This window comes from Chromobacterium sp. Panama, from assembly GCF_003052555.1.
Taxonomy (GTDB): domain Bacteria; phylum Pseudomonadota; class Gammaproteobacteria; order Burkholderiales; family Chromobacteriaceae; genus Chromobacterium.
This window is the reverse complement of the sequence record NZ_QARX01000001.1, coordinates 4537817-4561987: the sequence shown is the minus strand read 5'-3', so window position 1 is coordinate 4561987 and position 24171 is coordinate 4537817. Positions and strand designations below refer to the sequence as shown.

The window sequence follows — 24171 nt, the reverse complement described above, 5'->3', positions numbered from 1 at the left end:
ATGCTGGCGGGGGCTTTGGGTAAGCGCTAATCCAACGATTGGAGATCGTATTGTGGGAGATGTCCAGATAGAAACAGTGGCGCAGCTACAAGCTCATCTTAAGCAGTTGTTGAGCCTGGACGATGACAGCTTTACTGCTACTGGAACGCAGACGATTTGTTTTGTTGACATGCCTGTAAAAAAATTATTGGCGCTCTTCAAGGACAGGCAAGGCCCGCTGGGATGGGAGAAAGTAGGAATGGAATGGGCCTACTCTAATAAAGAGCGTAATGTAAGCTTTTATATCAGGGGGGTTGGGTCTAACTCGTTGCTTATTTCCACTGTTATGACGCTACATAACAAATATCTAACGCGATTTGGTGGTGGCGTAGTGGATGAAAATATAAATGAGCAGCAACTAAGATATTTGAACGCCTATGGCTGTATTCTCAATCAGGCGGATTACATTGATGGCGTAAGCCCGGAAGGCGAGGCGCTGGTTAAACTGGGTTTGATTTGCACCGTGTATTTCCGTAATGGCGGGCAGCGGGATGTCGGTTACAAAGTCTTGGGCTGTTTCGACCGTTTTGTCGAGCAGTTTGGCGAGTATCTGCAAGGACAGTTTCATAGCCTAAGTGGTCGTAGTTTTACCAGCCTCCGCAAAGACAGCATCGTGAAGGCCAAGGAGAAGCTCCGCGAACTGGTGGATAAGGGAGCTATGTTTTCCTGGATTCTGCAAAGTGAAAAAACAGCTGAGGTAGCTGCAAGCTATTCGATTTCAGCGTTGACTTCCAATGCGGAAAGTGACTCCTATGGTGCGATGTCTTGCGTCAAGATCATGTTGCCTTGGCAATTGCTCGAGGATGAGGACGGGGAGCAGCGGTTCAAGGATTGGGCGTGCTATCTGTGTGAAAACTTGGATGTGGAGCATGGTTATGCGGGCCTCGCCTGCAACCTACCCTATGACTATCATCAATTTCAGCCTTACGAGTTCCAGATGGCGCAGCGTTATAGCGGGTTGATGGTCGATTCGTTTGCGCTGATTGATGGGGGTAACCTTTCCGAGCATATCAAAGGCGTCAACTGGCTGACGTTGCTGGGTCCTCGCTATATCGAGCAGCTGGGGGGTATGGCCGCACTTAAGCAGCAACTTCAGTTACCCGATGTCAGCGTGCAGGAAACCGATAACGGCAGATTGATGGTTCAAGCTGGCGTGTTGCCGGATGTCGGCGCTCAGGAAGACGGCCATCCGCCGGCCTATGTGGCGGTGAACCGGGTACTCAAATCGATCCGCGTGCCAAACCCCGATCAGTTGCATAGCTGCATGGACGATGCGGAGGGTTTCACCAAGGCCAATACCTTGGCGTGGTATGCGCGTTTTGACGATGCGACGCCGGTGGCAAGCCTGTCTCCTTCCGCGCCGGCCGGTGAGTTGTGGCGTAAAGCTGGGCAGGCCAGCCCGATTCCATCAGACCAAATGATGAGAGATGCCCAAGCACCCTCGCACAAGCAAGCCTATGCCCGTATTGCCAAGCAAGTGGACTTCATTGAAGGGGTAACCCCTGAAGGCCAGGTGCTGGTCCGGTTGGGGCTGATGTGCACCGTGTACTTTCGCAATGGCGGGCAGCGGGATATGGGTTACAAGGTATTAGGTTGCTTCGACCGTTTTGTCGAACAGTTCGGCCCGCACCTAAAAGGGCAGTTTCATGACTTTAGTGGAAGAGGGTTCACCTCTCTGCGCAAAGCCAGTATCACGAAAGCTAAAGAAAAACTGTCCGGATTAGTAGACGATGGGGCCATGTTTTTCTGGATTCTGCAAAGCGAAAAAAATGGTGAGTTGCCCGCTGAGTACGCCATCAAGGCGATGACCTGCAATATTGATCATGACTCCGAGTGGTTGTCCTATCTGAAAATCACATTGCCATGGCAGTTGCTGGAAGAGCCGGATGGCGAGCAACAGTTCAAGGACTGGGTGCGTTATCTGTGCGAAACCTTGGATGTGGACCAGGGCTATGCGGGTCTGGCCTGCAATCTTCCCTATGACTATCACCAATTCCAGCCTTATGAGTTCCAGATGGCACAGCGTTATAGCGGCTTGATGGTGGACTCTGCTTCTTACCTGGATAAGGCGGCTTTAGAGGATGGCATCAAAGGCGTCAACTGGCTGACGTTGCTGGGCCCTCGTTATATTGAGCAGCTGGGCGGCATGGCCGTGCTCAAGCAGCAGCTTCAGTTGCCCGATGTCAGCGTGCAGGAAACCGATAACGGCAGATTGATGATTCAGGCGGGCGTGTTGCCGGATGTCGGCGCTCAGGAAGACGGCCATCCGCCGGCCTATGTGGCGGTGAACCGGGTGCTCAAGCGGGTGCGGGTGCCTCATCCGGATCAACTGCATACCTGCATGGACGATGCGGAGGGCTTTACCAAGGCCAATACCTTGGCGTGGTATGCGCGTTTTGACGATGCGACGCCGGTGCTCAGCCCACCCTCTCCCGCGCCGGCCGGTGCTTGAGCGGCGAGGCCGGGCTTCCCTAGATCAAGTTATGGCAGCACACTGTCTGGTATCGGCAGCGCGAGTAGCGGTGATCATTAGGCTTAGCTTGTAGGCGCAGTATTAATACGAAAAATGCGAAAGACAGTAAATGAATGCACGAGTGGATTTGAATAATCAGGATGTCACCTGGGAGACAAAAGAGCTTGTTGCGGACCCGGCTCGCTTGCTGGCGAGAATGCGGAGCGCGGGTTTGCCCTTGCAGGATGGCGTTGCCGGGGAGGTGGAGGGCGAGTCCGACGGCAGCAAGATCACGGCCTTGGTGGCGGTCAGCGCGGACCGTTTGGCGGCGATTGTCGCGTCGCCAAGCGGCTTGGTATACCGGCTGGAGCCGGAGATTATTGAGCAGGAGTGGTGGTCGTTTGCCGCTCGGTATTACTACATCGTGACGGGCAATCTGGCGGATCGGCAATTGTTGGCCGAGCATGCCGGCGTTGAGCTCAGCGCCGTCAAAGGTAAAACGATTTCCAGGAAGAAGCTGGCCGAGCCTTCCGGACTGACTCTGGACCAGTTGTTGGATCAGGCATGCCCGGAACTGGCGCAACGGCAAGAATCGTTATTTGATTGATGGTTTTGGCTGTAACAGCATAGTCGGCAACGCCGCAGCGCCCGCTGCGGCGTTTTCACATCTACATCACCTCGGATATCTGCGTGAAGCCGGTCAGCAGTTCCTGGCGGATAGGTTCCAGCAGGGCGGCGATCTGTTCGCAATGAATTTGCTTGTCCTCTGGGCAGGCCAACAGCAGTGTCATGATTGCGTGCAGGCTTTGGTTGGCGGAGTGGATATGGACAATGCCCCGGATCAGGCCTTCATCGGCGAGGAGGTAGTACTTCTCCAGGTTTTGGGCGAGTGCGTAGAGGGTGTCCTGGTCGGCAGTGGCGAGACGCAGCAGTTTGATCTGCTCGTGCATGTTCTGCAGCAAGGACTGTTCCCGTTTGACGGCCGGGGCGTTCATATCCGTCCCTCCATGATGACCGGGGTGATACGGCGGTGGGGCTGACGGTAGATATTCAATATATTCACTATGGCCTCCACAAACATTTGCTTAAGGAAGCCTGCGCGGCACGCACGGAAGGCGTGGGCAGGCACATGACAAAGTGGGAGGACCGGATATCCAACGGCAGCCCCGGAGGGCTCAATGCCATGCGCCCGCCCGGTGGTGGCAGACGCAACGGCACATAACGAATCGCGGCCAGGCGATTTGCTACGGGATACCAAAACGGGCCTCCCAGCCCATGGCTGCGTTATTTGGCGCAGCGCATGGGCAGAGTAAGGGGGGCAAGGCCCAGCGTCAAGGCGGCGGCGGGCCGGGGTGGGGATTACAGCAGAAAGCCGCCCTTTACGGGCGGCTTTTGGCATTGCAGCGCCGCGGCGCGGCGGTCATACGCCGGTTCTAAGAAGGTGTTTACGATCTTGCGAGCTAGAGCGAGACAGGGCGTTGCGGCTAAGAAAGCGGAATGTAGCTCCGGTACATGAGCATTTCGGAGCGGTGCCACCGTGTCACGTCTTACGACGCGCAGCAGATCGTCAATAGGCTCTAAGCCGCGTTCATGGCGGCGCCGGCCTGGGCCGGGACGGCGCCCAGGTCCTGGATGATGTCGTCAATCAGGCGGTCCAGCCGCTGGCTGTCGTGGTGGTGGGGCGTGGTGATCAGGTGGGCCGCGCCGCCGGATCTGGCCAGGCCGTGTTTGTTGCACACCGGTTCAGACGGGCTGGGGAACACCACGGTGATGGAGTTCTTGCAGCGCCAAGCCTGGATGCCGGCGGACTGGAAACGGTCTATCGCGTATTGGGCCATGTCCAGGCAATGGCGCACTTTGCGGCGCCATTCCGCCAGCGGCCGGCTCTTGATGGCCGCCCACAACATCATGGGGGTGTGGCCGTTGCGGGAGCCGCTGATGGTTTGGTCGTTGGCGGAGATGTAGTCGATTTCCACGGAGATGCGCGACACATTGCTGCGTTTGGCCAGCACGATGCCGCACGGCATGGGCGAACCTATCATCTTGTGGCCGGACACGCTGATGGAGTCGATGCCGTCGGCGAAGGAGTAAGGCTGCGGGCTGTCGACAAAGGGCAGGATCATGCCGCTGAGCGCGGCGTCCGCGTGCAGGTAGTAATCCCGCCGCGGGATGCCGGCCTCAGCCAGCTTGTGCTGGATGACGCCGATGTCGTCCACGGCGCCTTTCATGGTGGTGCCGACGTTGACGAAGACGATGGGGTGGCGTTCCTGGTCTTGCTGGATTTTGGCCACCAGATCGTCGTAGTCGATTTCGCCGCTGGGCAGGGAATCCACCGCGCGGGATTTGATGCGCAGCAGCTTGATGATCTTGGCCACGGAGTAGTGGCTGTCCTTGGAGTAGTACAGGGTGGCGTCCGGGAACAGTTCGCGGGCGAGGTAGCAGCCGAACATATTGCCTTCGGTGCCGCCGTTGGTCACGTAGCCCCAGCTTTGGTCAAAGGGGATGTGGAACAGTTCGGCGAAGAAGTGCATGACTTCGCGTTCGAAGTCGAAGGAATTCAGCAGGTAGTTGCTGCTTTCGTTCCAGTCGCCGCAGTTGTTGATGGAGAAGCGCAGGAAGCGGTGCAAGGGGGCGTAGTCGAAGTCGGCTGACTCTGGATAAGCGAGATTGAAATATTGGTGTTGCAAGCAGTACTGCCAAAAAGATTCGATACGGTTTTGGTCAAGTTGGGACAGCGACATGGGTGACTCCGTGGTTTCTCAGAACCTGTTCACGATCCGCTGCGCGGCGACGGGATAGTTTAGACAGGGCGTTGAGAACGCTTTCGAAATGCTCACGCACTCTGCGCGCATTCCGCTTTCTCGGCTGTTCTCGCCTTGTCTTGTCGGCTTGCAAGATCGTGAATGGGTTCTTGGTGGGTGGGTATTGCTGGTGTTCTTCCTTGTTGGCTGGGCGTGGGTTGGCGCCCGGTTTTGTCTGTTTTAGGGTTTTGTTAGTGGTTTTTAGTGCGTGTTTACGCTCTGGCGAGCAAGGGCGAGACAAGGCGTTGCGGCTGAGGAAGCGGCATGCACTCGTGGTGCATGAGCATTTCGAAGCCGTACTCACCGTGGGGCGTCTCACGACGCGCGGCAGGTCGTAAACCGGTTCCAAGGGCCGGTTCTGCGCGCCGGCCTCGGCCATGCTTCAAGCGTCCGCTTGCCGCGCGTCCAGCAGCGCTTCCCAATCCGCCAGCGTGGGGGAGCGGCTCAATTCTTCCGTGCGCACGGGGATGCCGCGGGCGTTGAGCTCCGCGGCCAGCGTCATCAGGCGCAGGGAATCCAGGCCGTAATACATCAGGTTTTCCGTGGGGTTCAGTTCCCCGTCTTCCGCCAGCAGCTGCCGCAGCCGGCCATGCAGCCATTGGCGCGGGTTGGCGGCTTTTGCTTGAGGCGCGCCGCCGGCTTGCGGCGGGGTGGTGCTGATTGTTTTTTCATTCGTCATGACGATTTCACCTGGATCATTGCATCACGCTAAAAATGTAAATTATAATCATTCGCATTTAGAGATGCCATATGGAGATGGAAGAAATGCAAGAAATCCATTTGTCAATTTTCATGGGTGCGCAATGAGAGAGCTGACTTCAATGCAGGCGGCCTGCTGGATGGGCCGGGGCGATCATTCCGATCTGGGTGGCGTCTCTGCGCATTTGTATGCGGAGTTCGACGGCCAGGCCATTGAGCTGCCGCGTTTGGTGGCCGCGCTGGCTCGGTTGGGCCGCGAGCACGCCATGCTGCGCGTCTGCGTAACGGCGGACGGCATGCAGGCGCTGGCGGCGGCGGACAAAGCGCCCCATCTGGAGGTGGAGGATTTCACCGCCTTGGAGGGCGAGGCGCTGGCGCAGCGCCTGGAAGCCAAGCGCCAGCAGTGGACTCATCAGCGGCTTGACCTGGCAACCGGTCAAGCCGTTCGTTTTTCCATCAGCCTGTTTGGCGCGGGCGATAGCCGGCTGCATGTGGACGCGGACATGATCGCCGTGGACCCGTCCAGCTTCCGCGTGCTGATGGAGGATTTGGCGCTGTTTTACGAATCCCCGGACGCGGAGACGCCGCCCACGCCGTCCTTCTTTGAGTGGTGCGACCGGGCGCGGGACGAGCCCTGGCTCAAGGCGGCCCGGGAGCGGGACCGCGATTGGTGGCGCGCGCAGTTGGCCGATATCGCGCCGGCGCCGTCCTTGCCGCGCCGGGAGGGACCGGCGGGCGCGGCGTCCAGCCAGCGCTTGTGCGCCTGGCTGGCGCCGGAGCAGCGCCAGGCTTTGCGGCGGCTGGCCAAGGCGCAACGGCTGACGCTGTCCGGCCTGATGTTGGGCGTGTTCGCCCAGGCTTTGGGCGCGGCCACCGGGGACAGGCGCTTCCGGCTGAATGTGCCGGTGTTCTGGCGGCCGCCGCTGCTGGAGGGCGCGGAGCGCATCATCGGGGAGTTCGCCAATCTGGTGTTGCTGGATGTGGATTTGGACGCGGCGCCGACTTTGGGCGCGCTGTGCCGAAACTTGGCCGCGCAGTTACTGGAGCGCGCCGGCCATTGCGCTTATCCGGGCGTGAACCTGATGCGGGATCTGTCCCGCCATCACCGTTCGCCGCAGATCGCGCCGGTGGTGTTCACCGCGGCGCTGGACATGCCGGGCGGGGAGCTGTTCTCGGAGCGGGTGCGGCGCGCCTTCGGCGCGATGAACTGGGTGATTTCGCAGGGGCCGCAGGTGGCGCTGGACGCGCAGATCGTCAGCGCGGACGGCGGGGTGTTGATCAATTGGGACATCCGCCTGGACGCCTTGCCGCAAGACTGGATCACGCAGCTGTTCAACGATTTCGTGGCCCTGGCCACCGCCGTGGCGGCGGACCCGGCCGCGCTGGAGCGCCCGCTGGCGCAGCCGGAGGCGGAAACGCCGCTGTCGGTGTTGCAGCAGGCTTACCTGTTGGGCCGCACCGCGCAGCTGCCGCTGGGCGGGGTGGCGATGCAGGAGTTCCGCGAATACCACGGGACGATGGACCCGGCGCTGCTGCGCGCCCGGCTGGGCGAGATGGCGCGGCGTCACGATTGCCTGCGCACGGTGATAGACGTTGCGCGCTTGCGGCAGCGGGTCCGCGCGCAGCCGCGGGTGAATCTGCGGGAGGTGGATTTGCGCGCCTTGTCGCCGGCGGCGGCCCTGGAGCGGGTGGCGGCGGCGCGCGAGGATTACGCCCACGCGCTGTTTGATCTGGAGCACGCGCCTTGGGAGCTGACGCTGTTCCTGCTGCCGGACGACAGCTTGACGGTGTTTGCGCGTTTTGATGCCTTGATTGTTGACGGCCGTTCCATCGCCGCGCTGATGCTGGAGCTGTTCCAGGGCGTGGCGGAGCCGAGCAGACCGGCCGCCGCCGCGGCGGCCGAGGCGTCCGCTGAAGCCCGCAAGGCGGATGCGCTGTATTGGAAAAACAAGCTGGCCGATTGCGGCGGCGCGCCGCGGCTGCCTTGGCGCAAGCCCTTGGATCAATTGGGCGTGGCGCGCTATGAGCGGCAAAGCCTGACGGTGAGCGCGGAGCGTTTCGAGCGGCTGGGCAAGCTGGGCAATGGGCAGCGCTTTTTCAAGAACACCACGGTGATGGCGCTGGTGTTGGAGGTGTTGTCGCACTGGCTGGACGAGGGCGGCTTGTGCGTGGCGGTGCCGGTGGCGCCGCTGCCGTCCGGCGGTTTCTCCAACCGTTCCAGCTTTATCGCGGTCACGTGGCCGGCAGGGCTGGACAGCCTGGCCGAGCGCGGCCGCCGCTTGCAGGCGGACGTGATGGAGGGCTTGCAGCACCTGGCCTTCTCCGGCGTGGACCTGGCGCGGATGTTGTTTGAAAGCCATGGCCCCGGCCCGGCGCTGCCGGTGGTGGTGACCAATGGCTTGTCGTGGCCGACGGCGGCGGACGGCGCCATGCGCCAGATCGGCGGGCTGACCCAGACGCCGCAGGTGGCGATGGATCTGCGCTTTTCCGCGCGGGCGGACGGCGCGCTGGTGTTTGACATCGATTACGCCCGCGACGCGCTGGAACCGGCGCTGGTGAGCGCGGTGCTGAGCGCGCTGGAGCGGGCCATCGAGCAGGTGACGGACAGCGGCGTGTTCGAGGCTCCGGCCGGCTGGGTGCTGGATTACGGCCATTACCGGCTGAACAGCGTGGAAGCCGAGGCGCGGCGCGAGAATTTCCTCGGCCGCATCGCCGCCCATATCTTCGACCCGGACAACGCCCGGGTGGCGCTGATCAGCGGTCAGCGGCGGATACGCTACGGCGAGCTGGGCGAGGCGGTGTCCCGAGCGATGGCGGCGCTGAAGGCGCGCGGCATCAGCGCCGGCCAGGTGGTGGCGGTGTGCCTGCCGCGCAGCCCGGAACACACCATCGTCACCCTGGCGTGCGCCTTCAGCGGCGTGGTGTGGGTGCCGATAGACGCGGCGTCCCCGGAGGAGCGGCTGCGTTATTTGCTGGACAACTGCCGGCCAAACCTGGTGGTTGCGGCCCAGCCGCTGCCGACGGAGCATGCGCGGGCCACGCCGGAGCAACTGCTGGCCGAGGCCGCGCCGCTGGCCGTGCGCGGCGGCTGGCAGGCGCTGTCCCTGAGCGAGACGCCGGCGTATTACCTGTACACCTCGGGCACCACCGGCAAGCCCAAGTGCGTGGTGTTGTGCAACCGGGCCACGGCCAATGTCATCGGCGCCACGCTGGAGCATTGGCAGGTGACGCAGCGCGACGTATGTATGTCGGTGACGCCGCTGCACCACGATATGTCGGTGTTCGACGTGCTGGGCAGCCTGAGCGCCGGCGCCACGCTGGTGTTGCCGGAGGCGGGCGAGGAGAAGGACGCGGTGCGCTGGAACCAGCTGGTGGACGAGCACGGGGTCACGCTGTGGTGCACGGTGCCGGCCATGCTGGAGATGTTGCTGTCTTGCCGGCGCGACGGCGGGCTGCACAGCCTGCGGCTGGTGGCCCAGGGCGGGGATTACATCAAGCCGTCCATCATCGCGGACTTGCGCGCCGCCTTGCCGGCGGCGCGGCTGCTGTCCTTGGGCGGGCCGACGGAAACCACGATCTGGAGCATCTGGCACGACATCGTCGCGGAGGATAGCGCCAAGGTGCCCTATGGCCGGCCGCTGCCCGGCAACCGCTATTGGCTGCTGAACGAACGCGGCGAGCATTGCCCGGCCGGCGTGGCCGGACGCATTCACACCGCCGGCGTCAATCTGGCGCTGGGCTATCTGGAAAACGGGGAGCTGACCCAGCACGACTTCGTCACGGTGCGCGACGAGGCCGGCCAGCAGGCGCGCGCCTTCCGCACCAGCGACTGCGGCCGTTACCGGCCGGACGGGGTGATGATGTTCGACAGCCGGGTCAACGGCTACATCAAGGTGCGCGGGGTGCGGGTGTCGCTGCCGGACATCGAGATGGAGCTGATCAAGCATCCGGCGCTGGCCCATGTGCTGGTGGTGGATGTGGGCGATGAACGGCAGGGGGAGTTGGGCATCGGCGCGCTCTACGTGGCCAAGCCCGGCGCGGAGGCGAGCGCGGCGGATCTGCGCGAGCATGCGCGCCGCGTCCTGCCGCAATCCCATGTGCCCACGCGTTTCTTACAAGTGGCGCAACTGCCCTTGTCGCAAAACGGCAAGCCGGACCGCCGCGGCGCGCGCGCCTTGTTGCAGGCGCCGGCCCATGCCCCGGCCCCGGAGCGCGTGGCGGCGCCCGCCGTTGTCGAGGCTCCGGTCGCGGCGACGCGGCACCGGCGTCCGGTGCTGGATATTTACCTGGGCGTGTTGGGGCGTTCTTACCAGGAGCTGGCCGACGAGCTGCTGGATTTCAGCAGCATGGGCTTGCTGCCCCAGCATCTGAAAGCCATTGCGGCGCGCCTGCGGGAAAGCTTCGCCGTCGAGCTGTCGCCCGGGCAGTTGCTGCGTTGCCGCAATGTGGCGGATGTGGAGCGTTTGCTGGTGGCTGGTCAGCCTTAAGGGCTTGTTCACGATTTTTTAAGGGCAGGCAATGCCAAGGCATTGAATCCGCTGCGCGGATGATGGTTTGCATTGCCGGGGCTGCCCGGCGGGCAGGAAGGGGAATTTGCTCGGCCAAATTCCCCTTCACCCCAAAGGCCGCCCTGCAAGCCTGGCCTGCGGCTTCCCGCCGGATCCCGTCAGGCCCGAGGCGCGGCTGAACTCGCACCGCGCTAACGTCGCGGTGCTCGAACAAGCAGCCGCTTAAAACCTCGGGCCTGCCACCCGACGGCAGGCTTGAAGGGAGTTGGGGCGCGTCGGGCACGTGGTTTTCTTCGCGCCGAGCAAGCTGAGTCCCGTTGGACTTGGTAGTGCAAAAGATCGTGGACAAGTTCTAAACACTTTTACCCCGGGGCGGCGATCCCGCCCTGGGGACAATCGATAGAACCTTTGATAGAACCTTGGGAGTTTTTCGCATATGGAAATGGCGAACGTAGATGTTGCCGGCGTCGGCATCGGGCCGTTCAATCTGGGCTTGGCGGCTTTGTTGTCGCGTCACTCGGATATCAAAGGGGTGTTTCTGGAGCGCAAGCCGGCGTTTCGCTGGCATGAGGGTTTGCTGTTGCCGGGCACCACGCTGCAAGTGCCGTTCCTGGCCGATCTGGTCACGCTGGCGGACCCCACGCATCCGCTCAGCTATCTGAACTATCTGCACCAGCATGACCGCCTTTACCAGTTCTACTACTACGACAACACCCTGGTGCCGCGTATCGAATACGACGATTACTGCCGCTGGGCCGCGCAGCAGCTGCCGGCCTGCCGCTTTGGCGAGGAGGTGCGGGACGTGGCTTACGACGCGGACGCGGGGCGTTTCGTGGTGGACAGCGAGTCGGCGTCGGGCGGGATGCGCCGCTACGCCGGCCGCGATCTGGTGGTGGGCGTGGGCACTTCGCCGTGGCTGCCGGCGTGGGCGCGCGCCAGCCGTCACCCGCGGGTGATTCATTCCGCCCAGTTCATTCCCAATCAACAAGCGCTGTCGCAATGCCGGCGCGTCACCGTGATCGGCTCCGGCCAGAGCGCGGCGGAGTGCGTGCTGGCGCTGTTCCGTGAGCTGAGCCCGGAGCAGGCGGCGGCCGGGGCGTCCATACAGTGGATCACGCGCGCGCCGGGCTTTCACCCGATGGAGTTTTCCAAGCTGGGGCAGGAGTGTTTCACCCCGGCTTATATGCAGTACTTCCACAGCATCCCGCGCGAGAAGCGCCGCGAGGTGGTGGCCGGCCAGGGCCTGCTGTACAAGGGCATCAGCTTCTCCACCATCGGCGATATCTTCGATCTGCTCTACGAGCGTTCGATAGGCGGCCGCGAGCCGGGCCTGAAGCTGTATTCCAATTGCGATGTGGAGGCGCTGGAGGAGCAGGGCGCGGACGGCGCGCTGCGCATGACTTGCCATCACCGGCAGCTGGGCCAGCGTTGCCAGCTGGAGACGGACGCCATCGTCGCGGCCACCGGTTACGCCCACGCCTGGCCGCAGTGGTTTGAGCGCTTGAAGGAGACGGTGCTGGAGGTGGACGCGCAGGGCGATTGCATCGTGGAGGAGGATTTCACCGCCCGCCGCCGCGATCAGGGGCCGGGCCGGGTGTTTGTGCAGAACGCGGAGATTTTCCAGCACGGGGTGGGCTCGCCGGACCTGGGCATAGGCCCGATCCGCAACGCGGCCATCATCAATCAGTTGCTGGGTCAGCCGCGTTATCGCCTGCCGCAGCGTTCGGCGTTCCAGCATTATGGGCTGCCGCAGGGCTAGGTTCTAAACCGGCCGGTGGGTATCGCCTTCGGCTCCACCCACCCTACGAAGGCTGCTTGTCGCGGTAGGGGGGGCGCAGCGATACCCACGCGGATCGGGGCCGGGGCGCGTCGGGTACGGGGTTGCCTGAGCGCTAGAGTCGTTTCAAAACACGGAACAAAGATTGTGAACAGGCTGCGCTGTTGGTGGGTATCGCCTGCGGCTCCACCCACCCTACAAAGGCTGCTTGTCGCGGTAGGGTGGGTGGAGCGCAGCGATACCCACGCGGACTGGGCCTGGGGCGCGTCGGGTACGCGGTTGCCTGTGGGTTAGCGGAATTTCAAAACACTGAACAAAAATTGTGAACAGACTGAGCTGTTGGTGGGTATCGCCTGTGGCTCCACCCACGCGGATCGGGGCCGGGGCGCATCGGGTGCGGGGTTGCCTGTGTGCTAGCGGAATTTCAAAACACTGAACAAAGATTGTGAACAGGCTGCGCTGTTGGTGGGTATCGCCTGCGGCTCCACCCACCCTACGAAGGCTGCTTGTCGCTGTAGGGTGGGTGGAGCGTAGCGATACCCACGCGGACCGGGGCCGGGGCGCATCGGGTGCGGAGTTGCCTGTGCGCTAGCGGAATTTCAAAACACGGAACAAAGATTGTGAACAGGCTGAGCTGTTGGTGGGTATCGCCTGCGGCTCCACCCACCCTACGAAGGTTGCTCGTCGCTGTAGGGTGGGTGGAGCGCAGCGATACCCACGCGGACTGGGGCCGGGGCGCGTCGGGTACGCGGTTGTCTGAGCGCTAGCGTCGTTTCAAAACACGGAACAAAGATTGTGGACAGGCTGCGCTGTTGGTGGGTATCGCCTGCGGCTCCACCCACCCTACGAAGGCTGCTTGTCGCTGTAGGGTGGGTGGAGCGCAGCGATACCCACGCGGATCGGGGCCCGGGCGCATCGGGTGCGGGGTTGCCTGTGTGCTAGCGGAATTTCAAAACACGGAACAAAGATTGCGAATAGGCTGAGCTGTTGGTGGGTATCGCCTGCGGCTCCACCCACCCTACGAAGGTTGCTCGTCGCTGTAGGGTGGGTGGAGCGCAGCGATACCCGCGCGGACTGGGCCTGGGGCGCATCGGACGCGGGGTTTCTTGGGGCCAAGCTAAGGTGAAATAGATTGCGAATAGGCTCTGAAGCCGAATGGAATTGACGCCCCCGCTCTCGTTTGAGGGCGGGGGCGTCAAGGTTTTGCGCGCCGTATCACCGACGCGCAGCGGACCGTGAGCGGCGGCTTAGCCCAGCAGCTCTTCCAGCCTCCGCTCGCTGGCGTCGCCCGCGCTCAACAGCGCGAACAAGCGGTGCAGCGTGGCGCAGATGGCCTCTAGCTGGGCGGCGGAGTAGCGCTCCGCGCGGTAGGTGATGACCAGGCGCAGCGAGCCGTCGTGCGCGTCTTCCATGATCTCGAACTGCAGGCCGAACATGGATTCGCTCTTGTCCGGGTCGATCTGGCGGTAGCGGATCTCGCCGCCGTCCGGGGCCGGCAGCGCGCCGTTGAGCGCGTTGTTGGCGTGGACCTGGACGTAGACGTCGAACAGCAGGCCGTCCGCCGGCGTCATGCCCAGCGCATCTTGCACCAGTTCCAGCGGAATGTCGGCGTAGGCCATGGTGTCGTTGATGGTCAGGGTCACGTCCTTGAGCAGGCTGCCCAGCGATTGCCCGCGGTCGAAGCGCACCCGGTGCGCCACCATGGTGGTGAAGTAGCCGACGGTGTCGAAATACGCCGCGTCGGTGCGGCCGGAGGACGAGGTGCCGATCACGATTTCCGGCAGATCGCCCAGCTTATGCAGGGCCAGCGCGATGGCGGTGTAGACCACGCTGAACAGCGAGGAGTCATGACGCTTGGCGAAGGCGGTGATCGCTTCCTGCGTGCCCGGCTCGGGCTTGAACTCCAGCCATTTGGCCTTGAAGCCGGCGGCTTGGTCGGGCGCGGCGGCCGGCGCGGCCGGGTCCGGCAGGCGCAGGCCCGGCGTGGCGCCGCGCAGCATGGCGGTCCAGTAGTCCATGTGGCGCGGGTTGACGCCCTGGCTTTGTTGTTCCAGCGCGAAGGCGTGGAAGGAGGGCGCCGGGGCGGCCCATTGCGGCGCCTTGCCGGCGGCGCGGGCGCGGTAGGCCAGCGCCAGCTCGTCCATCATCACATTGAGCGACCATTCGTCGATCGCCATGTGATGCACCAGGAAGGACAGGGTCTGGCGGCCGGTGGCCGGGTGGCGCAAGAAGCGTATCCGCAGCGGCAGTTCCCGGCTCAGGTCGAAGCGGTGGGCGGCTTCGTCCGCCAGCGTCAGCCCCTCGCTCTCCGCGCTGCTCCAGAACCACTTGTAGCCGCCGATTTCCGTCAGCGGCACGATGCGCTGCAGCGCGGCACCGTCTTCTTGATGGAAGGTGGCGCGCAGGCTGGCGTGGCGTTCCAGCAAGTCCGTGAAGGCCAGGCGGAACAGGTTTTCGTCCACCGGATCGAGGAAGTCCAGCGCGAAGGGCAGGTTGAAGATGGTGCCGAAGTCGTAGGCGGCGTAGGCGCGCCACAGCGAGGCTTGCGCCAGCGCCAGCGGCGCTTGCCGCACTTCGGCGGACGGCGCGGCCTGACGGCGTTGTTCGCTGACGGTGGCGCGCGCGGCCAGCGCGGCGGCGGTGGGCGCTTCAAAGAAGTCGTTGAAGCGGATCTGGATGCCGTGCTTGCTTTGCAGCGTGCCGATGATGCGGGTGGCCAGCAGCGAATGGCCGCCGAAATCGAAGAAGTTGTCGTCCGGCGTCATGCCGGGCTCGGCCAGCACGGCGCGCAGTTCGCTCAGGATGACGGCGGCGATCGCGTCCTGGCCGTCGGCGGCGGGCTGGGCGGCCGCCGGCGGGCGGTAGCCGGTCTCGCCGGCCTGCAAGGGCAGCGGCGTCAGCGTCAGCGGGCGGCGGGCGGCGTCCAGTTGCCGATAGCCCCGGGCCAGCGCGTCCGCCAAGGCCTTGAAGGGCTGGGCCGGCTCCAGGATGGGGTGCAGGCTCAGCGCCAGCACGGCGCTGTGTTCGGTGTGGACGATCAGGGCCTGGAACGGCGGCTGCGTCTCCGCGTCCCAGGGCGCCGCGCGCAGCGCGAGCAGGCGCTCGGCCAGCTGGGCTTCGCTCATGCGCGGGAAGGCGATGCAAGGGTGCCAGCCGTCCACATGGGATTTGCGCAGATCGCCGTCGTCGCTGAACTGGTAACGGGCGTTCAGGTCCGGCCGGGCCTGGATCAGCTGTTGCAGCGCCAGGGTCAGCAGGGCGAGGTCCGTTTGCTCGTCCAGCCGCCAGGCGTCGACAAGGCGGTTCAGGCGTTCCGGGTGTTGCTGCTGCAATAGCCAGCATTGTTCTTCGTGAAGGCTCAGGGGCAGGCGCTGCGACGGGATGTCGGGGTGGGGGTGCGACAAGAGTGGTCTCCTTCTGAAATTCAACAGCCAATAATCGTTGCGGGCGGCGACGGGAGGCCTTTGACGGTCGCCAGTCAACAGGACGCGTCGTCGGGGGATGACGGCCCTGGGAATGCGTGCGGCGGGTTCTTGCGATGAGATGTCTACGGCATGGCAGGCGCGGGATTCCGGCCGTGTCAGTCATGGCCCCATCGGGCTGAGGGGGCGCTTATGCGTCATGCCCGGCGGCCGTAAACTGGCTTTTCGGCATAATTCATGCAAAGGACATTGGTTGATTACGTCTTGTATGACGTATTGACAATGTCGGTGATAATAATAAAAATGATTATCATTTGCAAATACAAGTGAAAAGGAGAGGGGCGTGGACAATGGCCCGATCACTTTTCAGTCGCAATTGCGGAGCTTGTACCTGGATCACCACGGCTGGCTGTGCGGCTTGTTGCAGCGCAAGTTGGGCAATCCGAACGATGCGACGGAGCTGGCTCACGACATTTACCTGCACCTCATCCAGAAAGGCCGGCTTCCGCCGGCGGACGAATCGCGCTGCCATTTGGCGCAGATCGCCAAAGGCAAGGTGATCGATCTGCTGCGCCGCCGCCGGCTGGAGGCCCGTTATCTGGAAAGCCAGGCCTTGCAGCCGGAGCCGCGCGCGCAGTCGGAAGAGGCGCGCGCGTTGCTGAAGGAGGAGATCAAGGGCGTGGACCTGGCGCTGATGGGCAAATCGTTCAAGGTGCGCCAGGCCCTGCTCTTGTCCCGGCTCAACGGCATGAGCTACGGCGATATCGCCGCGGAGCTGCAGGTGTCGGTGTCGTCGGTGGAGAAATACGTCGCGCTCGGCCTGCAGGCTTGCCGCCGCAGCGTGGAGGCCGGCCTGGGGCAGGGCGCGTGCAAGCCGCATTCATTAATTCGTGTCGTAGAGGAGTTGTCATGAGTGTTGAGGAAGAGGTTTTGGGAGAGGCGGCCGCGGCCGGGCCTATCGCCCGCGTGTTGGCGCCGATACGCGGCCGGCTGATCGCCGCCGGCTTGCTGGCGGGTTTGGGGTCCATGCTGAGCCTGGCGCCGCTGGCCGGCGTCGCTCATATCGCGCAGCTGGCGCTGGGCCAGGGCGCGGCCGCCTTGGGCGGCGATGTCTTGTGGCGGGTGGTGGGCCTGAGCCTGCTTTGCCTGTTCGCCGGCATGACGCTGATCCTGGCCGGCGACGTGGTGGCCCATCTGGCGGACAACCGCATCACCGGCCTGCTGCGTCTGGCCATCACCCGCCGGCTGGCCAAGGTGCCGCTGGGCTGGTTCACCAGCCGCGCCTCGGGCGAGGTCAAGCAGGCGATGCACGACGATATCGGCACCCTGCACAGCCTGACGGCCCATTTCTACACCACGCTGGGGCGCAGCGCGGGCGCGGTGCTGGCGTCCATCGTCTATCTGTTCGCGATGGACTGGCGCATGGCCATCGCCTCGCTGCTGCCGTTTCCGCTGTTCTTCCTGTTCTTCGCGCGGGCGCACAAGGCCAGCGCGGCCAATATGGAGAGCTTTGGCGCCGGCATGGCGCGCATCAACAACGCGGTGGTGGAGTTCGTCAACGGCATTCCGGTGGTCAAGGCCTTCGGCGCGCAGCACAAGGCGCACGGCAGCTACCGCGCGGCGATAGACGCCTTCGCCAGCGCCTTCACCGATTTCACCCGGCCGCTGGTCAGCGCGATGGCCAACGCCAACGCCATCATCGCGCCGGTGTCGGTGCTGGGCGTGGTGCTGGCTTTCGGCGCGCTGATGGTGGGCCTGGGCTGGATCGCCCCGGTGGACGTGCTGCCCTTCGCTCTGGTGGCGCCGGGCCTGAGTTCGCCGCTCTTGATGCTGAGCTACATCACTCATGATTTGAACCACGCCACCGGCGCGGCCCAGCGCGTGCACGCGCTGCTGCAGACGCCGGTGCTGGAAACCGCCGCCGGCGCGGCGCGGCCGGCCGACGCCGAAATCCGCGTGGAAGGGCTGAGCTACGGCTATTCCGAGCAGGAGCCGGTGCTGTCCGACATCGACTTCACGCTGGCCCCGGGCACGGTGACCGCCATCGTCGGCCCCTCCGGCGCCGGCAAGTCCACGCTGGCGCGGCTGCTGCTGCGCTTCTTCGACCCCAGCGCCGGGCGCATCACCCTGGGCGGCGTGGATCTGCGGCAGCTGGACAGCGCGGAGCTGTATCGGCGTATCGGTTTTGTGCTGCAGGACGTGAGGCTGATCCACGCCAGCGTGCGCGACAACATCGCGCTGGGCCGGCCTTCCGCCAGCCAGGCGGAAATCGAGGAAGCCGCGCGCATGGCCAATATCCATGATCGCATTCTCGAGCTGCCGCGCGGCTATGACGCGGTGATCGGCGAGGACGTGCAGTTCTCCGGCGGCGAGGCCCAGCGGCTGAGCATCGCCCGCGCGGTGTTGCTGGACCCGCCGGTGCTGGTGCTGGACGAGGCGACGGCGGCCGCCGACGCGGAAAACGAGGTCAAGCTGCAGCAGGCGCTGTCCGCCTTCGCCCGCGGCCGCACCCTGGTGGTGATCGCCCACCGGCTGGACACGGTGATGCAGGCGGACCAGATCCTGGTGGTGGACAAGGGCCGGCTGATCGAGCGCGGCCGGCACCATGAGTTGCTGGAACAGGGCGGCTGCTACGCGCGGCTGTGGGCGCAGGGTCATTACGGCAAGGCCGGAGAAGCAGAACAGGAAGGATTGGTGCCGCAATGTTGAAGACTTTTATTCGGCTGCTGGGGGAGGACGCGGCCAAATTGCGCCGTTACGCGTGGCTGGCGCTGACCTACAGCCTGCTGTGCGGCGTGACCATCGTGATGCTGGCACCGGTGCTCAGCCATCTGCTGGCCGGCGAGGCGCGCGCGGCCGGCGCGTGGCTGGCGGCGCAGGCGCTGGGCGTGGCGCTGTGCTGGGGCTTGCGGCGCAAGGTGGAGAAAGCCGGCATCGCGGTCGGCATCGCCGTGCTGCAAGGCGGACGCCACCGTTTGGCCGAGCATGTCGGCGGCCTGCCGGTGGGCTGGTTCAGCGCCGGCAACACCGCCCGGCTCAATCACATCGCCACTCAGGGCATGATGGAAATGGCCCAGCTGCCGGCCCATGTGTTCACCCCGTTGTTTGTCGGCGTGGTGACGCCGGTGGTGGTGCTGGGCGCGCTGTTCGCCGTCAATCCGCTGATGGGCTGGGTGGGGCTGGCCAGCCTGCCTTGCCTGCTGCTGGTGTTTGGGCTGACCGCGCGGCTGAGCCAGCGCGCGGACCAGGCCTATCAGCAGCACGCCGGCCAGAGCAGCCAGCGCATGGTGGAGTTCGCGCAGGCGCAATCGGTGCTGCGCGCCTTCAACGGCGAAAGCGGCGGCACGCGTTTCCTGGAGCAGGCCATCGCCCAGCAGCAGCGCTCCGGCCGGCGCCTGATCCGGCTGTCGGCCTTGTCCTCGGTGCTCAACGTCTGGGCGGTGCAGGCCAGTTTCGCCGCGCTGCTGCTGGTGGCCGCGCTGTGGCTGAGCGACCATGCCGGCCTGGGCCTGACCCCGGCCACGGTGATTCCGGCGCTGGTGGCGCTGATGCTGATGAGCCGCTTCATCGACCCGCTGCTGGACGTGGCCGGCTATAGCGAGGTGCTGCGCGGCGCGCGCGGCCAGCTGCAGGCGGTGGCCAAGCTGTTCGAGGTGGAGCCCATGGCCGAGCCGGTCCGTTCCGGCGAACCGGCGGACGCCTCGGTGGAGTTGAACCGGGTGGGCTTCCGCTACGGGCCGGAACAGGTGCAAGTGCTGAGCGAGCTCAGCCTGCGCATAGCGCCGGGCAGCATGACGGCGCTGGTGGGCGCGTCCGGTTCCGGCAAAACCACGGTGTTGCGCCTGATCGCCCGCTTCTTCGACGTGGATCAGGGCGAGGTGAAAGTGGGCGGCGTGGATGTCCGCGATCTGTCCAGCGAACGGCTGGCCGGCCAGATCAGCCAGATCTTCCAGGACGCTTATCTGTTCCAGGGCAGCATCGGCGACAACATCCGCATCGGCAAGCCGGACGCCAGCGACGCCGAAGTGCTGGCGGCGGCCAGGCTGGCCGGCGTGGAGGAAATCATCGAGCGCCTGCCGCAGGGCCTGGACACGCCGGTGGGCGAGGGCGGCGCGCGCTTGTCCGGCGGCGAACGCCAGCGCATTTCCATTGCGAGGGCGCTGATCAAGGACGCGCCCATCCTGCTGGTGGACGAGGCCACGGCGGCGCTGGACACCGAGAACCAGGCCGCCATCGCCGAGGCGCTGGCCCGGCTGCGCGGCAAGCGCACCCTGATCGTCATCGCCCACCAGCTGTCCACGGTGGAGATGGCGGACCAGATCGTGGTGTTGGAGGACGGCAAGGTGCGCGAGCAAGGCAGCCATGCCGAGCTGAGCGCGCGCGCCGGCCTTTACGCCCACTTCCTGGAGCAGCGCAGAAGCGCAAAAGGCTGGCGCATCACCGCGGCGCCGGCCGCAGAGGCCCTGTCTTGAAACGACTCGCCTTGCCGCTGCTGCTCTTGGCCTGCAGCGGCTTGTCCTTGATGGTGGGGGCCAAACAGATGGCCTGGACCGGGCCGCTGGCCCTGTCCGACGACAGCTGGCTGACCCTCACCGCCAGCCGGCTGCCGCGCTTGGCGGCGCTGCTGCTGGTGGGGGTGGGGCTGTCGGTGTGCGGGGTGATCCTGCAGCAGATCGTGCGCAACCGTTTTGTGGAGCCGGCCACCTCCGGCGGGCTGGACGCGGCCAAGCTGGGCATTCTGGTGGGGCTGAGCCTGGTCCCGGAGGCCGGCAACCTGGGGCGGATGCTGTTCGCGCTGGCTTTCTGTTTCGCCTCCAGTCTGGTCTTCATCGCCATCATCCGCCGCATCCAGTTCAAGAACACCGTGCTGGTGCCGGTGATAGGGCTGATGTACGGCAGCGTGCTCAGCGCGGTGGCCGAATTCTACGCCTACCGCCACAACATCCTGCAAAGCATGCAGGGCTGGCTGCTGGGCGATTTTTCCAAGATCGTCGAAGGCAATTACGAGATCGTCTACCTGATCCTGCCCATCGTCGCGCTCGCCTATTGCTACGCCCACCGCTTCACCGTGCTGGGTATGGGCGAGGAGATGGCGGCCAGCCTGGGCCTGAGCTACGCGGCCACCGCGGCGCTGGGCCTGGTGTTGGTGGCGGTGACGGTGGCCGCCACCGTCATCACCGTGGGCGCCATTCCCTTTGTCGGCCTGGTCATTCCCAATCTGGTGGCGCTGCGCTGGGGCGAGAACCTGCAGCGCACGCTGCCCATCGTCGCCGCCTGCGGCGCCTTGTTGATGTTGGTCTGCGACATCATCGGCCGCCTGCTGATCTACCCGTTTGAAGTGCCCATCGGCCTGACCGCGGGCAGCGTGGGCGGCGTCCTGTTCCTGATGATGATTCTATGGAAGCACAAATGAGGGACGCCCTGATCCGCCGCGGCGTCTGGGCGCTGGCGGCGGCGCTGGCGCTGGCGTTCCTGCTGCTGGGCTCCGGCCTGGATTTCGATTACGTGATTCCCAACCGCCTGATCCGCCTGGCGGCGATGGGGGTGGCCGGCGTCTGCATCGCCGTGTCCGCGCTCACCTTCCAGACGCTGACCGGCAACCGCATCCTGACCCCGGCCATTATGGGTTACGAGGCGATCTACCTATTGCTGCAGGCGCTGCTGGTATTGCTGCTGGGCGCGCAAAGCCTGGCGTTGCTGGGCCGCCACGGCAATGCGTTGCTGTCCATCGCGGTGATGCTGGCCTATTCCTGGGCCTTGCACCGCGCGCTGTTCCGCAAGGAGCGCAACGATCTCTACCTGCTGCTGCTGAGCGGCCTGGTGCTGACCATGGTGCTGGGCACTTTCACCCAGTTCATCCAGCTCAAGACCAGCCCCGGCGAGTTCGCCATCCTGCAGGGCTTCAGCTACGCCTCCTTCAACCGGGTCCAGCCCGGGGCCTTGCTGTTCGCCGCGCTGCTGACCGCGGCCGCGGCCTGGCTGGTGCGCCGGCGGCTGGCGGTGCTGGACGTGCTGCTGCTGGGGCGCGAGCAGGCCATTTCCCTGGGCGTGGATTACCCCGGCAATGTGCGCATGCAGTTGGCGCTGATCGCGGTGCTGGCGGCGGTGTCCACCAGCCTGGTGGGGCCCACCGCCTTCATGGGCGTCTTCGTCGCCAACATCACTTACGCGCTGGCGCGCACCTTCCGGCACCGGGTCACGCTGCCGCTGGCCTGCGCCGTCGCCATCGCCATCTTCATTGCTGCCCAACTCCTGGTGGAGCAGCTGTTCAATTACAAAACCACCGTCAGCATTCTGGTCAACCTGGTGTGCGGCGCCTATTTCCTGGCGCTGATGGTGCGCAGCAGAGGACATGCATGATCACGCTTGAGCGCGTCTACAAAGCCTACGGCGACAAACAAGTGCTGCGCGACGTCAATCTCAATTTTCCCTCCCGGCAAGTCACCTCGCTGATCGGCCCCAACGGCGCCGGCAAGAGCACGCTGCTGATGTCCATCGCCCGGCTGCTGAAGCCCAGCGCCGGCCGCATTCTGATGGACGGCGAGGAGATAGAGCGGATTCCGCTGCGCAGCTACGCCAAGCGCGTGGCCACCTTGCGTCAGCATCCCAATATCGGCCTGCGCCTGACGGTGGAGGAACTGGTGGGTTTCGGCCGCTTCCCTTACAGCCAGGGCCTGCTGAGCCGGGACGACCGCCGCGCGGTGGACGAGGCGCTGGCCTTCCTGGGCTTGCAGCCGCTGCGCGCCCGCTATCTGGACGAGCTCAGCGGCGGCCAGCGGCAGATGGCTTTTCTGGCGATGAGCATCGCCCAGCAGTCCGACTACCTGCTGTTGGACGAGCCGCTTAACAACCTGGACATGAAGCACGCGGTGCGCATCATGCAGGCCATACGCCGGCTGAGCGAGGAACAAGGCCGCACCGTGATCCTGGTGGTGCACGACATCAACTTCGCCGCCAATTACTCGGACCACATCGTCGCGATGAAGGCGGGCGCGGTGCATGGCTGTGGCCCGGTGGCCGAGGTGGTCACCCAGGCGCGGCTGCGCGATCTCTACGGCCTGGCCGTGGACATCCTGCCCAGCGAGCGCGGCTTCGTCTGCAATTACTTCAATCCCTCACCCACTGGAGAAACCGTATGAGCATTCATAAGACGCCGCGCGCGCGCGCGGCCCTGCTGGCGCTGGCCGTGGCCGGCGGCTTGCTGGGCTGCGACGCCCGACAGGCCGCGCCGGAAGCGGCCGCCGCCGCGCCGGCGGCCCAGGCCGCCTACGCCCCGGTCACCGTCAAGCATGAGCTGGGCACCACCCAGATCAAGAAGCGGCCGGAGCGGGTGGTGGCCTTCGATATGAGCGAGCTGGACGCGCTGGACCAACTGGGCGCGCCGGTGGCGGGCATCTCCAAGGACTATGTGGCCGGCTTCCTGAAGAAGTACGAGCAGGACCCCAAGGTGATGGACGTGGGCACCACCATCCAGCCCAATCTGGAACGGCTGCACGCGCTCAAGCCGGACCTGATCCTGATCTCCCCGCTGCAGGCGCAAAGCTATCCGGAGCTGAGCCGCATCGCGCCGACGCTGCATTACGACATCGACCTCAACAACCGCCCCGGCCATACCCTAGACACGGCCAAGGAGCATTTGCTGACCCTGGGCCGGATTTTGGGCAAGGAAGCGCTGGCGCGCGAGAAAGCCGGCGAGATCGACGCCAAGATCAAGCAGGTGCGCGAGGTGACCGCCGGCCGCCCGGAGAAGGCTTTGATCGTGCTGCACAACAACGGCGCTTTCACCTCCTACGGCGTGCGCTCGCGCTATGGCTACATCTTCGACACCCTGGGCGTGAAGCCGGCCAGCAATGAGACCAATAGCGGTCTGCACGGCCAGCCCATCTCCAATGAGTTCATCCAGCAGGCGGACCCGGACATCTTGTACGTGATAGACCGCACCGCGGTGATGGAGCGGCGGCCGGCCTTGAATCTGAAAACCCTGGACAACCCGCTGCTGCGGCAGACCAAGGCCTGGCGCAATGGCAAGGTGATCTTCGCCGACGCCGAAACCTGGTATCTGTGCACCGCCAGCCTGAGCTGCCTGAACCGGATTGGGGATGAGGTGATCAAGGGCTATCGCGGCTGAAAGCCGGTTTATGATCTTTGCTGCCGTGTTTTGAAATCCAGCGCGGTACGCGGAAAACCGCGCAGCCGATGTGTCCCGGCTCTTCAAGAGATTTCCGCGTGGGTATCGCTGCGCTCCTCCCACCCTACTGATGACGAGCAAGCCTGTGTAGGGTGGGAGGAGCCGTAGGCGATACCCACCAGCGGTCTCTATGTTCACCAAGGTAGCTCTTGAAACCAGCTTTCATGATTTGCTGCGCGTCGTGAGGCGCGCGTTCAAAATGCTCCTACCCCTTGCACATTCCGCTTTCTCAGAACGTGTTTACGATCTCGCGAGCTAAGGCGAGACAAGGCGAAAACGACCGAA

Annotated in this window: 15 protein-coding genes; 11 read left to right on the top strand and 4 right to left on the bottom strand. The window is 64.5% G+C overall.

Going from position 1 to position 24171, the window contains the following annotated elements:
* Positions 1 to 52 precede the first annotated feature (52 nt).
* Both DB032_RS20495 and DB032_RS20490 read left to right on the top strand, forming a co-directional pair.
* Positions 53 to 2491: a DUF3396 domain-containing protein gene (locus DB032_RS20495; protein WP_107801084.1), complete on the top strand. Its 2439-nt coding sequence runs from the start codon at positions 53 to 55 to the stop codon at positions 2489 to 2491.
* Positions 2492 to 2621: 130 nt separating this feature from the next.
* On the top strand, positions 2622 to 3098 hold the full coding sequence (locus tag DB032_RS20490; RefSeq protein WP_146176754.1) for a hypothetical protein: 477 nt from the start codon (positions 2622 to 2624) through the stop codon (positions 3096 to 3098).
* 61 nt (positions 3099 to 3159) lie between these two features.
* Here the strand turns inward: DB032_RS20490 and DB032_RS20485 are convergent, their stop codons facing one another.
* The 3 genes from DB032_RS20485 to DB032_RS20475 form a co-directional block, all read right to left on the bottom strand.
* Positions 3160 to 3486 (bottom strand): hypothetical protein, encoded by a 327-nt coding sequence (locus tag DB032_RS20485; RefSeq protein ID WP_107801082.1) that lies wholly within the window; start codon positions 3484 to 3486, stop codon positions 3160 to 3162.
* A gap of 582 nt (positions 3487 to 4068) precedes the next feature.
* A complete protein-coding gene (locus DB032_RS20480) occupies positions 4069 to 5232 on the bottom strand; it encodes a histidine decarboxylase (protein ID WP_107801081.1) in 1164 nt (387 codons plus the stop codon).
* Between the two features lie 442 nt (positions 5233 to 5674).
* Positions 5675 to 5971 carry a phosphopantetheine-binding protein gene (locus DB032_RS20475; protein ID WP_107801080.1) on the bottom strand — a complete coding sequence of 99 codons (297 nt, stop codon included), beginning with the start codon at positions 5969 to 5971 and terminating at the stop codon, positions 5675 to 5677.
* 124 nt (positions 5972 to 6095) lie between these two features.
* Between DB032_RS20475 and DB032_RS20470 the strand changes: the two genes are divergently transcribed.
* Both DB032_RS20470 and basC read left to right on the top strand, forming a co-directional pair.
* A complete protein-coding gene (locus DB032_RS20470; protein ID WP_107801079.1) occupies positions 6096 to 10478 on the top strand; it encodes an amino acid adenylation domain-containing protein in 4383 nt (1460 codons plus the stop codon).
* A 463-nt stretch (positions 10479 to 10941) separates the two neighbouring features.
* Positions 10942 to 12258, top strand: coding sequence for a putative histamine N-monooxygenase (basC, locus tag DB032_RS20465; RefSeq protein ID WP_233246752.1), 1317 nt, complete (start codon positions 10942 to 10944; stop codon positions 12256 to 12258).
* A gap of 1265 nt (positions 12259 to 13523) precedes the next feature.
* Here the strand turns inward: basC and DB032_RS20460 are convergent.
* Positions 13524 to 15680 (bottom strand): condensation domain-containing protein, encoded by a 2157-nt coding sequence (locus tag DB032_RS20460; protein WP_107801077.1) that lies wholly within the window; start codon positions 15678 to 15680, stop codon positions 13524 to 13526.
* A 361-nt stretch (positions 15681 to 16041) separates the two neighbouring features.
* Here DB032_RS20460 and DB032_RS20455 point away from each other — a divergent pair, with 361 nt between their 5' ends.
* Genes DB032_RS20455 through DB032_RS20425 form a run of 7 tightly spaced genes read left to right on the top strand, consistent with a single transcriptional unit; the run spans position 16042 to position 23826 of the window.
* Positions 16042 to 16611, top strand: a complete 570-nt coding sequence (locus DB032_RS20455; RefSeq protein WP_107801076.1) for a sigma factor-like helix-turn-helix DNA-binding protein — start codon at positions 16042 to 16044, stop codon at positions 16609 to 16611.
* Entirely contained in the window at positions 16608 to 18407 is a 1800-nt protein-coding gene (locus tag DB032_RS20450; protein ID WP_107801075.1) for an ABC transporter ATP-binding protein, read from the top strand. Before DB032_RS20455 ends, DB032_RS20450 begins: the two co-directional genes overlap by 4 nt.
* Positions 18401 to 20170: an ABC transporter ATP-binding protein gene (locus DB032_RS20445; RefSeq protein WP_107801074.1), complete on the top strand. Its 1770-nt coding sequence runs from the start codon at positions 18401 to 18403 to the stop codon at positions 20168 to 20170. Before DB032_RS20450 ends, DB032_RS20445 begins: the two co-directional genes overlap by 7 nt.
* Entirely contained in the window at positions 20167 to 21111 is a 945-nt protein-coding gene (locus tag DB032_RS20440) for an ABC transporter permease (RefSeq protein ID WP_043592528.1), read from the top strand. The genes DB032_RS20445 and DB032_RS20440 overlap by 4 nt, the downstream gene beginning before the upstream one ends.
* A complete protein-coding gene (locus DB032_RS20435; protein WP_107801073.1) occupies positions 21108 to 22058 on the top strand; it encodes an iron chelate uptake ABC transporter family permease subunit in 951 nt (316 codons plus the stop codon). The genes DB032_RS20440 and DB032_RS20435 overlap by 4 nt, the downstream gene beginning before the upstream one ends.
* Complete coding sequence (locus DB032_RS20430) at positions 22055 to 22837, top strand: ABC transporter ATP-binding protein (protein WP_107801072.1); 783 nt, start codon at positions 22055 to 22057, stop codon at positions 22835 to 22837. Before DB032_RS20435 ends, DB032_RS20430 begins: the two co-directional genes overlap by 4 nt.
* Positions 22834 to 23826: a siderophore ABC transporter substrate-binding protein gene (locus DB032_RS20425; protein ID WP_107801071.1), complete on the top strand. Its 993-nt coding sequence runs from the start codon at positions 22834 to 22836 to the stop codon at positions 23824 to 23826. The genes DB032_RS20430 and DB032_RS20425 overlap by 4 nt, the downstream gene beginning before the upstream one ends.
* Positions 23827 to 24171: the final 345 nt, after the last annotated feature.